Genomic DNA, 12,844 nt, shown 5'->3' with positions numbered 1-12,844 from the left:
AGCTTCAGCCTAAGTTTAAGTTCAGGCTGATGGCTTGGTTATCGGCAGTATCAGCAATGACAGGAGATAGTCACATGGCTTTATGGGGCGGTAGATTTCAGGGCGAACCCAGCGCATTATTCAAACTGTTTAATGACTCATTACCCGTGGATTATCGATTATTCGAGCAAGACGTGACAGGCTCAATCGCTTGGGCCGATGCCATTGCTAGCGTTGGTATTATTAGCGCCAATGAATGCCTTGAGCTTAAAAATGCGTTAGGGCAATTACTTGTAGAAGTCGGTAATAACCCTGAGCTTATTATCGTTAGTGGCGCTGAAGATATTCACAGTTTTGTTGAATCAGCCTTAATTGCCAAAGTGGGTGATTTAGGTAAAAAACTGCACACAGGGCGCAGCCGTAACGATCAAGTGGCCACAGATTTAAAGCTCTGGTGTCAAAGCGAAGGCGCCATGCTAGTGCTAAAACTGCAAACTTTGAATCAAGCCTTGTTAGCGTTAGCGCAGCGCGAGGTTGATGCTGTGATGCCGGGCTATACCCATTTACAGCGCGCCCAGCCCATTACTTTTGGTCACTGGTGTTTGGCGTATGTCGAAATGTTTGAGCGCGATATCAGTCGTTTGCAAGATGCGTTAACGCGCGCCAATACTTGTCCACTTGGCGCCGGCGCTTTGGCAGGTACCGCTTATAACATAGATAGACATGCCTTAGCGGCAGCGCTTAATTTTGCGCGCCCAACCTTAAATAGCTTAGATAGCGTATCGGATAGGGATCATGTGGTTGAGATTGCAAGCGCAGGCTCCATCAGCATGATGCACTTAAGCCGCATGGCTGAAGATTTGATTTTCTTTAACTCTGGCGAAGCTAATTTTATCTCGTTAAGCGATCAAGTGACTTCTGGTTCATCCTTGATGCCGCAGAAGAAAAACCCCGATGCGTTAGAGCTTATTCGCGGTAAAACTGGGCGTGTTTATGGCAGTTTAGTCGGCATTTTAACCACTATGAAGGCCTTGCCTTTGGCGTACAACAAGGACATGCAAGAAGATAAAGAGGGCTTGTTTGATTTAGTTGATAGCTGGGCGATTTGCTTAGATATGGCCGCCTTAGTGTTGTCAGGGCTTAAAGTGAACCGTGCTTCAGCCTTAAAAGCGGCGCAGCAAGGCTATGCCAATGCCACTGAATTAGCGGACTATCTGGTCGCTAAAGGCATGCCATTTCGCGAGGCGCACCATGTCGTGGGTGAAGTGGTGGTTTACGCTATTGGTGAGCAGCAAGCGATTGAGCAATTAAGCGTACAGCAGTTGCAAGCCTTTGCCGCTGTGATTGATGCTGATGTGTATCAGCATTTAACTATCGAAGCCTGTTTAGCGAAGCGGGATGTGCTTGGCGGCACGGCCATCAAACAAGTGCAATTTGCGTTAGCGCAAAAATATAAACCCTAAAATATTTATCTTGCAGATAAAACCCAGCAATAAGAAAGCACGCTTTTAGCGTGCTTTCTTGGTGTGATGCATTAATTAAGCTGGTGCAATAGCCTTAAGCTTTTGGGGTTAGCTCATCTTGCCAGCATACTTTGGCGCCGCGCACGCCATCAACCATAGCGCTAAAGCGTTGCTCTAACACATGACGCTTTATCTTTAAGGTCGGAGTTAAGACATCATTTTCTATCGTCCACGGCTCATTGACTACCACAATGGCATCTATGTGCTCGTGCGACTCTAAGCCTGGGTTGATGCTATCTAAGGTTTCTTTAAGTGATGCCCGTACTTGCTCTTTACCTTCAAGATGAGCAAATTCAGACAATTGCACTAAGGCGATAGGGTGCGGTAACCCTGAGCCAATAACGCAAATGAGTTCAATCAAGGTATTTTGTGCCAGTTTGCGCTCTATCATCACAGGGGCCACATACTTGCCCTTAGCGGTTTTGAAGTTATCTTTAACCCGCCCTGTGATACTGATGCAACCATCTTCATCTATGCTGCACAAATCACCAGTATGGAAAAAACCATCGGCATCAAAACATTGAGCGGTAACTTCAGGTTGCTGATAGTAACCGGTCATTAACCCTGGGGATTTTATTAACAGTTCACCTTCTGAGCTCAGGCGCACTTCGCAGCCAATCACAGGCTTACCTACAGTGCCAATTTTATTCGGGTCAAAGGGATGATTGATGATGGAGTAAGCGCAGTTTTCTGTCATGCCCCACGCTTCACAGATATTCATACCTATGCTGTGATACCAAGTGATTAGCGCTGGTGAGATCGGCGCTGAACCTGAACCCAATAAGCGGCACTGATCTAGCCCTAGACCTTTTTGAATCTTCTTTTTCACTAAGCCGCGTAAAATGGGGATTTTTAATAACAGGGATAATTTCTTGTCGCCGCCAGCTTTTTCGAGAATATTCTTCTGGAACAAACTCCACAGTCTTGGCACTGAGAAGAAAACCGTTGGCTGAGCACGTTTAACATCTTCCACAAACGAGTCTAGGCTCTCCACAAAGGATACCTGACTGCCAGAATAGAAAGATGAACCTTCAATGGCCACGCGCTCGGTAATGTGTGCCAATGGTAAATAAGAGATTAAGCGGTCTTTGCCATTGGTTTTTAAATCGCGCACTACGGCTTGGCAAGTCCAGACATAACTGGCAAAGGTTTGAATCGCGCCCTTAGGGTTACCGGTCGAACCTGAGGTGTAAATCAAGGTCATGATTTGCGACGCGTCTGGCATAGGTGCATCACTTAACGACTGACCTAAGTCGAGTAATTGCTGCCAATGATATTGTGCTGGCATAGTGTCATAAGGCATTGCCAGACGCAGAATCTCGCCGCCGACGCCCGCTTCTTGTTGCTGCCAAAAATCAAGCTTACCGACAAATATGGCTTTGGCACCACTGTGTTCTAACACATAGCGAATGGTCTCAGGATTGGCAGTAGGATAAATAGGTACGCTGATATAGCCGCCCAGCATAAGGGCTAAGTCAGTGATAAACCATTCGGCGCAATTTTTTGAAAGCAAAGCAATTTTATCGCCAGGTTGTAAACCTAAATGGCGCAGTGAACCTGCGAGTTGTTCAACTTGTCGCTTTACGTCTTGCCAAGTAAATGACTTGATTTGACCACCGATGGGTTGCTTAAGATACACCTCATCGCCCTGATGTTGAGCCCAATGGTACAGCATAGCCACGGGCGATTTATATGTGGTTTCCATTCGTAAATCCCTGTTATTTTATAGTTTTTGTCAGCTTGCTTTGGTCCCAGTATGGCGACTTTTGTGATCACTCGCAAATAATTTGAAGGCGAATGACGCAAGCTTAATTGAGGGATAATAGGTAAGTGATTGCTTAAATTAGCAACAGGCCGCTGGTGCTAAGATGAACGCTGCTTATGGTGAGCTTAAGCGGTAGCTATGAAGTTAAGGGGAGTTGAGGTAAGGGGTTACTAAAAAATAAAGCGTCAGGCCATGTTTTTGGCCTGAAGGGTTTAGCGATTGCGCGAGGTGCGGATCACTTCTGGCAAGACGCGAATGCGGCGCATCACGTTAGCTAAATGAACGCGATCATGCACTGAAATGCGCAGGCTAATTAAGTAAACGCGGCCGTCACGCTCTTCGGTGCTGAGTTTGTGAATATTTGAGCCTTCGGCGGCAATAATGGAAGTGATCTTAGCCAGCGCACCTTGATGATTGATAAGCTCAATCTTGAGGTTGGCTTGGAACTCAGCATCCTCCACTGCATCCCACTGCACCGCTAAATATTTACTTGGCTCACCTTGGTAACCACGAATATTGGCGCAGTTTTCCATGTGAACCACTAAGCCTTTACCTGGACTTACGTGGGCAATCACGGCATCGCCAGGTATAGGGCGGCAGCATTTAGCAAAGGTCACTAGCATGCCTTCGGCGCCGCGAATTGGCATCACACCTGGGGTGTTAGAACCAACGATATCGCCCAGTAATCGCTGCGCGACCACTATGCTCATGGCATTGCCAAGACCTATGTCAGCAAGTAAACCATCAAGGGTGTCATGCTTAGTTTCATTGATGACTTTAGCTATGGTTTCTGGCGCAAAACTATCAAGCTTATTGGCGCCAAGGGCATGATTGAGTAAGCGGCGACCTAAAGAAACGGCATCATTTTGCTTAAGATTTTTAAGCACTTGGCGAATGCGGGCACGGGCTTTGCCAGTCACCACAAAGTTAAGCCACGCAGCATTGGGGCGCGCGCCTTTAGCGGTAATAATTTCTACGGTTTGACCTGAAATTAACGGCTGGCTCAATGGGTAGGCTTGACGGTTAACTTTGGCGCCCACGCAGGCATTACCTACATCGGTATGAACTTCATAGGCGAAATCCACCGGGGTGGCACCAACTGGCAATTCAAGAATTCTTCCCTCTGGAGTAAACACATAGATTTCCACAGGGAATAATTCTGTTTTAACGCTCTCAACAAATTCAAACGAGGTTGAGGCGCTTTGTTGTAACTCAAGTAATGACTGCATCCATTTGCGAGCACGCATCTGGGTGGTAGTGTCTTGATTGGATTCGCCGCCATCTTTATACATCCAATGGGCAGCAACTCCTTTATCGGCCATTTGATCCATGTCTTCGGTGCGGATTTGAATTTCAACCGGCACCCCATGTGGGCCAAATAATGAGGTATGAAGTGATTGGTAGCCGTTAGCTTTTGGAATGGCGATGTAATCTTTAAAGCGCCCAGGCCTTGGCTTATACAGCCCATGCATAGCGCCCATCACTCGATAACAAGTATCGATACTGTCTACCAAAATGCGGAAGGCATAGATATCCATCACTTCTTGAAATTGCAGTTCTTTATTGCGCATCTTGTTGTAGATGGAATATAGGTTTTTTTCGCGGCCTTTAACGTTGCCAGGAATTTTGGCATCTTGCAGGCGTTCGCGAATGGCGACTTCAATATTGTGGATCAATTCTTTACGATTACCGCGCGCCGCTTTCACGACTTCTTTAAGAACGCGATAGCGCATAGGGTAATAGGCCTGAAAGCCTAAGTCTTCGAGCTCAGATTTAATATTATGGATACCTAAGCGATTGGCTATAGGCGCATAAATTTCTAAGGTTTCGCGGGCAATACGGCGACGTTTATCGGGGCGAAGTGACCCAAGGGTGCGCATATTGTGGGTGCGGTCAGCGAGTTTGATGAGGATAACCCGAATATCTTGGGTCATGGCCATCACCATTTTGCGAAAGTTTTCGGCTTGCGCTTCTTTCTTGTCGCGAAACTTGAGCTTATCAAGTTTAGATACACCTTCAACCAACTCAGCCACACTGGTACCAAATAACTCGGCCAGATCTTGGTGAGTGACATAAGTGTCTTCAATAGTGTCGTGTAGCAGGGCTGCCATTAAGGTCTCATGATCAAGACGCATATCCGCCAAAATACGGGCGACAGCCACAGGGTGAGTAATATAGGGTTCACCACTGCTACGCATTTGCCCTTCATGGGCATCGCGAGCCACTTGATAGGCCTGTTTGAGTAATTCTACCTGTTCAGCCTGTAAATAGGCGGAAGCAGAGTCTTTTAGACCTTCAAACAGATACAAGTGGCAACACTCCTACACAACTAAGACTCGATAGTCTTACAGAGAACGACCTTCAGCGATGGCAGCAACAGCAGCTAATTCAGCGGCTTCGCGTTCACGCACAGTTTGGCGCTCATCAGCTTCTAAGGTTTGAGCATTGACTAAGCCCAGTTCGATTTCGCGCAGGGCGATAACGGTTGGCTTATCGTTTTGCTCTTCTACCATAGGGGCTTTGCCCTGGACAGAAATTTGGCGAGCACGGCGTGCCGCAACCAGGATCATGTCAAAACGGTTGCCGATTTGATCTACGGCATCTTCTACAGTAACGCGAGCCATGTTTTGGAACTCCAGTAATCTCGAAAAGGAAAAACGACGAAAAATTGTACACTAAGGCAGCTATCGTGCCAACAGATCGTTAAGCATACCACTATGCCTTAGGGTCTGGCTAGCTAGCGTCAAACGCTGACTGGTGATAATTGAGTTTAACTCTTTGATAGCAATATCAAAATCATCATTTACTATCACAAAGTCATATTCATTATAGTGAGACATTTCAGAGACTGCCTCTTGCATACGGCTGGCAATCACTTCAGCGCTGTCTTGGCCGCGGCCAGTTAAGCGTCTTTCTAATTCTTCGCGTGAGGGTGGCAAAATGAAAATACCAATGGCCTCAGGCATTAATTTTTTAACCTGCTGCGCGCCTTGCCAATCAATATCTAAAAAGACATCAATACCTTGGGCTAAGGTTTGCTCAATCACAGTGCGTGACGTGCCGTAGTAATTACCAAACACTTGCGCCCATTCAAAGAAGGATGCTTGTTCGATTAACTGAGTGAACTCTCCCACAGCAACGAAATGATAGTGCTGGCCATTGACTTCACCCGGGCGCGGTTGACGCGTGGTGTGCGACACAGACACCTGCATGTCCGCAGGCTTATCTTTCAGCAGCGCCGAAATTAATGAGGATTTGCCAGCACCACTTGGGGCTGACACGATAAATAAGTTGCCGCGTGCGCTCATAAATTAATTCCGCTGCTAATAAACCAAGCTCAAATTAGGGATTAAAGCCTAATCATTGAGATAAAAAAAGGGTTAGCCGTTAATTATACTCGCGATTAGCCACCTAAGTCACCAGACGAAAGTTACTCTTGTCATGCAGGATAACGCTGACAGCAGGATGGCAATTGGTTACTCTTGAGGTACGCCAACTGGCGTGATGATTTTAAAGTAGGAGTCCCAGTGGTTTTGCAAACATTGTTTACCGCCCAAGGCTGCGATAATCGCCTCCGTTTTAGCAGCATTAGTGCTGGCTGTTATTTATTGTTAATCGCCTTTGGGTCGTTGGCGACTATCACTTGGTTGACTCTCTTTGCTTTACCTTTGGCTTTACTGTTGCAACTGACGGCAATTCGCCGTGGCCGCGATTCAGGTATTCGTAGCCGCGCAATTTTGTTTGTATTATTACCATTTTTATTGGTGTTTATGGCGCTAGTGACAGCGCCAGTGTGGCTGGCATTGACCTTAGTTGTCATTTTAGCTGCGCCCTTATCTGTGATTCTAGCGCGTTTGCCTTCAGCGCCAGCAATGAGTCAGCAAGATTATCACTGGGGATACTGGAGCGCGGATCTTATTGTGCCCTCCACAGCGGCGCGCGCTAGTGCTGAACGTGTTGAGCCGGTAGTGGATTTTAATCACTCTGCGCCAAGCAGGAATGCCCACCGCTTTGAATCTGAATCTGCGCTGGCGAATAGCTATGATACCGAACGTCATGGTTTTGATGATAGCTTTGATGATTATGAAGCTGATGATCATGACGCTAATGATGAGTTTGATTCAGCGCCAGTGACTCATTTTAATGAGGCAGCAAATACCTCTGAAAGTAAGCATTTTTCGCAAGTCGCTGAAGGCAGCGCTGATTTTAATCAACAAGAACGCCGCGCGCGCCGTGAGCAAGGCTCAATAACGGCTTGGTTAGAACCTATGTTGCAGTCATTGCAGCAATCATTGCAGCAGTTTGCCACCCAGGTTATTAAGCTGCGCTTGCCTGTGCTAAAGCCTTGGCTATTTGGCATAGCGGCGGGCGCCTTAGTGTTAACTGTCTTAGGTTATTGGGTGGTGAGCTCGCCAAGTGTTGTCAAACCAGAAGTGAGTCCGGTGGAAACTCCAGCAAGCGCAGTGCTGGGTGAGCGCGTGGCCTTGCCCGATGGTTTCTATTTACAGTTTGAGCAAGGGCAATTGTTGCTGCAGTGGTTTGGCAACAATAAGCAAATGGGCGAGCTGTGGTCGTTAACGACAGCAAAAGGTGATAAGCGTTGCAGTGAGTTGGTATTTAACAATGGTAATAGCTACCGCCCGCTGCAAGTGACTATTGAGGCTAACAGCATGACTCAAGCCCGTTTTTCGCCATTAGATAGTGATAAAATCATTGAAGATGTGGCTTATCGGGGGCAATTAAACCTCTGTGGCTATCAATTTGCCCTCAAGGGCACACAAGCGGCGCTTGGCGCTGCGCCAGAGTTTGCTAGAGTGTTGGACTAGCCCTCATTTACCCGTTGGCGTACACTTACGCCTTTATTTTTATGGATAAGAATTTATGTCGACAAGCTTAACCTTAGTGGTGCTAGCAGCCGGTTTGGGCAGTCGTTTTGGCGGAGATAAACAATTAGCTGCCTTAGGCCCTAAGGGCGAATCTTTATTATGCTTGTCGCTCTTGAGTGCTTATCGCGCTGGCTTTACGCGCGCGGTACTTGTTATTCGCCCTGAAATTGAAGCGGCAGTGGCGCAAATGCTAAATTCACTGCCAGCAGAGTTCGAGACAGTTTTCGTCTATCAAAGCCTTGATGATTTACCTGTGGCAACTAGCATCGATGGGCGCACTAAGCCTTGGGGAACCGCCCAAGCCTTGTACGCCGCAAGACATGCAGTCACTGGCCCAATGGCGGTAATTACTGCCGATGATTATTATGGCCAAGCAGGTTTTGATGAGATGGCAAGGGCTTTATCTCAGGGCGGCGATAGCTGGAATATGATTAGTTATCAGCTGGGTAATACTTTATCTGAGCATGGCGGCGTTAATCGCGGTATCTGTCAGGTTGAGCACGGCCTGCTTAAACAAGTGCAAGAGTGGATTCAAATCCAAACAAGTGATGCTGGGCTTGTAGGTCAATATCAAGGGCGCACCCAAGCCTTGTTGGCCGATACGCCTGTCTCTATGACTTTCTGGGGATTCACTCCAAGTATTTTTAATGTATTAACCAAGGCACTGAGCGAATTTATTAGCCAAGCGCATTTATCGCTAAGTGCTGAGTGCTATTTACCCGATGTAGTGCAAAGCGCCATAGATAATGGCCAAGCCTTACATGTGTGGCCAACCACAGACCGCTGGCTCGGGGTAACTTACCCGCAAGATGCGCAGCGAGTAAAAATGAGTTTATTGGAGTATTGGGGTGATTAATTTTATTGGGCAACAAGTCTTGCCACATTTTGCCATTGATGACGCGAACGCTAAGATTTCGCCGCTAGGGAATGGCCATATCAACGACACTTTTTTGGTGCGTTGGCCTCAAGGTGAAATGGTGTTGCAGCGCCTAAATACCCAAGTTTTCCCCGATGCTGATGCGCTGGTGGGTAACGCCACTAAGATCAGTGATCATCTGCTTGCCCAAGCATCAGCTGGTCAGTATCCACTGCAAGTGGTTGAGCCAGTCGTGACCGCCAATCATGATGCCGCCATAGATTTAGGCGAGCAAGGCTACTGGCGCGCCATTAGTTATTTACGCCATAGCGCTAGTGTTGAAGTGGTAGAAACCGCTGAGCAAGCCCAACAAGCCGCGCGCGCCTTTGGTGATTTCGCTTTTGGTTTAAGCGGTTTAGATGCTAATCAGATTATTGATGTCATCCCTAAGTTTCACTATTTTCCTGGGCGCTTACAGCAGTTACAAGCAGCGGTTGATGCTGATAGTGAAGGCAGATTAGCAGAGTGCCAGCACTGGGTAGATTTTGCTTTTAGTCAGACAGGTTTAATTTCAGAACTTGAAAGTTTAGAGCCTAAATTGCCGCTGCGCATTTGTCATAACGATACCAAAATCAATAATATGCTTTTTGATGACCGTACCATGTCCGCCATGGCGATCATTGATTTAGATACCTGCATGAAAGGTCATTTAATGTATGACTTTGGTGACATGGTACGCACCTTTTGCTCCCCTGAAGCTGAAGATTCAACGGCGCTCGATAAAGTCTTAGCACGGCCTGATATTTTTGCGGCCATTTGCGAAGGCTATACCCAGGCACTGGCGCCAGTATTGACTGCTGATGAACGCCAAAGCTTGTGGCTGGGCGCGCGGATCATGCCCTTGATGATAGGCGTGCGCTTCTTAACCGATCATCTTAATGGCGATAAGTATTTCCATGTGCACAGAGAGAATCATAATTTAGAGCGCGCAGCCAACCAATTTAGCTTATATCAGAGCTTATTGGCGCAAGAGGCGCAATTCAAAGCCATGCTGTGCGAGCATGAAACAAATTCATAATAGTTAACTATATGATTATCAGACAGTTGTTGTGAAGCCAATCACAGTTAGTACTCAAGCGCTTAGGTTTAATTCCGTCTTTAGTGGCGATAGCGATTAAACTAACGGACTTAGCAGTGTATTAGTAATTGCTGAATCTGGCTGGCGCATGTAAACAATGAAGTGGCATAGCGCGGAGCTGTCTTTGAATAACAAAAAATTAAGGAATGAATGATGAAAAAAACATTATCAATCGCAAGCTTATTAATCGCCATGTTACCAGCCTCGCAAGTAATGGCTGATCAAGATATCGGTTGTGGTTTCGGTTCTATGTTATTCGAAGGAAAATCAGGCGTTGCTCCTAAAGTATTAGGCGCCACCACCAACGGTATTTCTGGCAACCAAAGCTTTGGTATCACTTTTGGTACTTTAGGTTGTCAAGCAAACGGCGCTATCACTTCTCGCGCACGTTTAACTACTTTCATCGATGGCAACATGGACAATCTGGCTCGTGACATCGCTCGCGGCAATGGTGAAACCTTAGCTACTCTGACTGAAGTTTGGGGCATTAACGAGGCTGACAAAGCCAGCTTCAACGCTATGGTTAAGCAAAACTACGCAGTGATTTTCACTGACTTAGACGTTAATTCAGAAGTGGTTATGACCAACCTGAATCAAGTCGTTGCTAACAGCGAACTGGCTGCTTACACCATAGCTTAATTGCTATTTTGTTTCGAAAAAGTCAGTCAGCAATGGCTGACTTTTTTTTAGGGAATTTTGACCTTGTCGCGAACTGCCATCAACGCCTGTGCTGTCCTGCTGTTATTCTGCGCCCCAAGTTATGCCAATGCTGACTTGTCTTCTTTGGCGCAATCGCCCACTTGGCTCAAGCTTGGCCATTATGTAAAGCAAGGTGAAAGCTGGCAGAGCCAAATTGATGCGGGTCGCTTCTTTTTAGCGCCAAGCGGTAAAAATGACCCGAATGCTGAGCTTGCCGCTACGATATCAACATTTAGCGCCGAGCAAGCAAGCGGTGAGTTTGTGCAAACTTGCCTGTATCCCGCGCGTTTTAAGTGGTTACAGACTCAAGGTTTTAATGAGTGGCAAGCGCCTGTGTGTGATGAGCGTGACGAGTGGCTTAAGATCATTGATCCCGCCGCCATGACGTTAGTTTTCCCTACTGCCTTTATGAATAACCCCTCATCCATGTTTGGTCATACTTTGCTGCGCATTGATGCTAAAGATCAGACTCGCCATCGCGAACTGGTGGCGTTTGCCATTAACTTTGCGGCCAATGCCAACGAAAACGATAATGCCATGATGTACGCCTACCGCGGCTTAGTGGGGGATTATCAGGCCGCGTTTTCCTTGATGCCTTATTATCGCAAAGTGCGTGAATACAACGACTTTGAATCGCGCGACATGTGGGAATATCAACTTAACCTCAGTGAGGCTGAAGTTCACTTTATCTTGATGCACTTGTGGGAGCTACAAAACGCCTCGTTTGAGTATTATTTTCTCGATGAAAATTGCTCGTATCAGCTGCTTTCTGTACTGCAACTAGCGCGGGAAGAGTGGCAATTTACCCAAGAGTTTCCGCTGCATGCAATCCCTGCCGATACAGTGAATGTGCTCGCTGCAGCTGGACTGTTGCAAACGCCGCAATATCGCCCCGCCTTTGGTACGCGTTTACATCATTATGCCGGTCAATTAACTGAGACTGAGCTTAAACAAGCGCTCGCGATTAGCCGTGATGAGCTCAGTATTGAAACCTTGGTTGCTGCGCCTAAGCCGCCAGTTTCTGAACAACCAATTTCTGAACAATCAATATCAGAGCAAGCACTCTCAGAGAAACTCATCTCTGAAAATCACAGCACCGAAAAACCAAGCCCAGAAGAACAAGCCTCAGGCATTAGCCTTGATGAGCAAGCCAAGTTATTAGAAATGGCTTACGAGATGCTTAATTTTCGCTTTTATAATGACGGGCTCGATAGAGACACCACAGCGCCTAAGCTCTCGGCGCTATTGCGTCAGCGCAGTTTAGTAGATGCGCCATCCCCCTTTACGGCTGTGGCTGTTCCTGATGGCTCACCAACCGATGGTCACGGCTCCATGCGCGCAGGAATGGGAGTTGCTAGTTATGGCGATTCGCAGGCGTTAACGTGGCAGTGGCGCGGCGCCTATCACGACTTAATCGATAATCCTTTAGGCTTTGTGCCGGGCGCGCAAATTAGCTTCTTAGATGTTGAGTTAGGGCTTGATGAGCGCGCTAAGTTACAGCTTAACCGCTTGTATTTGTTCGATGCCATGTCGCTAGCAACATCTAATAGCCTGTTTGATTCATGGGCGTGGAATGTGCGTGTGGGCACTGACAGACAAGTGCTAGATGATGGTCGGCAGAATCGTTATTTTGCCCAAGGCGGTTATGGTAAAGCCTTTGGTGACCCGCGCGGATTGCACACTTATGTGTTAGCCAGCGGCGAAATCAATAGCGCGCCGATATTAGATGCTGCCATGAGTTTAGGTCTTGGCGCTGAGGCGGGCCTAGTGTTTGAGCAAAGCAATTTAGATAAATGGTGGTTGTCTGCTCAGTACTTGTGGCAAACCGATAAAGCCATAGATGCGCGCGCGCAGGTGAGCCTTAAATGGCAGCTTAACTTGCCATCACTCACTTATGGCCAGGAATGGGCAGTGCGCTCTGAAGTAGGGTATCAAGAATGGCAAGGCCGCCAAGCCTACGCCAATCTTAATTTGCTTTGGTATTTCTAAGGCTTTGGA

Annotated in this window: 10 protein-coding genes; 6 read left to right on the top strand and 4 right to left on the bottom strand. The window is 47.2% G+C overall.

Annotated elements, in window-relative coordinates:
* The first annotated feature begins 74 nt into the window (after window positions 1–74).
* Window positions 75–1,442 (top strand): argininosuccinate lyase, encoded by a 1,368-nt coding sequence (gene argH, locus FJQ87_RS00590; protein ID WP_140933910.1) that lies wholly within the window; start codon window positions 75–77, stop codon window positions 1,440–1,442.
* A gap of 94 nt (window positions 1,443–1,536) precedes the next feature.
* Here the strand turns inward: argH and FJQ87_RS00585 are convergent, their stop codons facing one another.
* From FJQ87_RS00585 to gmk, 4 genes are all read right to left on the bottom strand, one after another.
* On the bottom strand, window positions 1,537–3,207 hold the full coding sequence (locus FJQ87_RS00585) for an AMP-binding protein (RefSeq protein ID WP_140930041.1): 1,671 nt from the start codon (window positions 3,205–3,207) through the stop codon (window positions 1,537–1,539).
* A gap of 272 nt (window positions 3,208–3,479) precedes the next feature.
* Complete coding sequence (gene spoT / locus FJQ87_RS00580; RefSeq protein ID WP_140930040.1) at window positions 3,480–5,576, bottom strand: bifunctional GTP diphosphokinase/guanosine-3',5'-bis pyrophosphate 3'-pyrophosphohydrolase; 2,097 nt, start codon at window positions 5,574–5,576, stop codon at window positions 3,480–3,482.
* Between the two features lie 36 nt (window positions 5,577–5,612).
* Window positions 5,613–5,891 carry a DNA-directed RNA polymerase subunit omega gene (gene rpoZ, locus FJQ87_RS00575; protein ID WP_140930039.1) on the bottom strand — a complete coding sequence of 93 codons (279 nt, stop codon included), beginning with the start codon at window positions 5,889–5,891 and terminating at the stop codon, window positions 5,613–5,615.
* A gap of 60 nt (window positions 5,892–5,951) precedes the next feature.
* Window positions 5,952–6,575, bottom strand: a complete 624-nt coding sequence (gene gmk / locus FJQ87_RS00570) for a guanylate kinase (RefSeq protein WP_140930038.1) — start codon at window positions 6,573–6,575, stop codon at window positions 5,952–5,954.
* 219 nt (window positions 6,576–6,794) lie between these two features.
* Here gmk and FJQ87_RS00565 point away from each other — a divergent pair, with 219 nt between their 5' ends.
* From FJQ87_RS00565 to FJQ87_RS00545, 5 genes are all read left to right on the top strand, one after another.
* On the top strand, window positions 6,795–8,093 hold the full coding sequence (locus FJQ87_RS00565) for a hypothetical protein (protein ID WP_140930037.1): 1,299 nt from the start codon (window positions 6,795–6,797) through the stop codon (window positions 8,091–8,093).
* 55 nt (window positions 8,094–8,148) lie between these two features.
* Window positions 8,149–9,009 (top strand): NTP transferase domain-containing protein, encoded by an 861-nt coding sequence (locus FJQ87_RS00560; RefSeq protein ID WP_140930036.1) that lies wholly within the window; start codon window positions 8,149–8,151, stop codon window positions 9,007–9,009.
* Window positions 9,002–10,087, top strand: a complete 1,086-nt coding sequence (locus tag FJQ87_RS00555; protein ID WP_140930035.1) for an aminoglycoside phosphotransferase family protein — start codon at window positions 9,002–9,004, stop codon at window positions 10,085–10,087. Before FJQ87_RS00560 ends, FJQ87_RS00555 begins: the two co-directional genes overlap by 8 nt.
* Window positions 10,088–10,297: 210 nt before the next feature.
* Window positions 10,298–10,786: a DUF3015 family protein gene (locus FJQ87_RS00550; RefSeq protein ID WP_240778786.1), complete on the top strand. Its 489-nt coding sequence runs from the start codon at window positions 10,298–10,300 to the stop codon at window positions 10,784–10,786.
* A gap of 63 nt (window positions 10,787–10,849) precedes the next feature.
* Window positions 10,850–12,835, top strand: coding sequence for a DUF4105 domain-containing protein (locus FJQ87_RS00545; protein WP_240778785.1), 1,986 nt, complete (start codon window positions 10,850–10,852; stop codon window positions 12,833–12,835).
* Window positions 12,836–12,844: the final 9 nt, after the last annotated feature.

Source organism: Shewanella sp. SNU WT4, from assembly GCF_006494715.1.
GTDB lineage: Bacteria > Pseudomonadota > Gammaproteobacteria > Enterobacterales > Shewanellaceae > Shewanella.
Note: the sequence above shows the minus strand (reverse complement) of the source record. Positions and strands in the feature narration are given on the sequence as shown.

What these genes read in the sequence shown, in the direction of transcription:
- argH (WP_140933910.1), top strand. Translation starts at nt 75, where the DNA reads ATGGCTTTATGGGGCGGTAGATTTCAGGGCGAACCCAGCGCATTATTC.
- FJQ87_RS00585 (WP_140930041.1), bottom strand. Translation starts at nt 3,207, where the DNA reads ATGGAAACCACATATAAATCGCCCGTGGCTATGCTGTACCATTGGGCT.
- rpoZ (WP_140930039.1), bottom strand. Translation starts at nt 5,891, where the DNA reads ATGGCTCGCGTTACTGTAGAAGATGCCGTAGATCAAATCGGCAACCGT.
- gmk (WP_140930038.1), bottom strand. Translation starts at nt 6,575, where the DNA reads ATGAGCGCACGCGGCAACTTATTTATCGTGTCAGCCCCAAGTGGTGCT.
- FJQ87_RS00560 (WP_140930036.1), top strand. Translation starts at nt 8,149, where the DNA reads ATGTCGACAAGCTTAACCTTAGTGGTGCTAGCAGCCGGTTTGGGCAGT.
- FJQ87_RS00550 (WP_240778786.1), top strand. Translation starts at nt 10,298, where the DNA reads ATGATGAAAAAAACATTATCAATCGCAAGCTTATTAATCGCCATGTTA.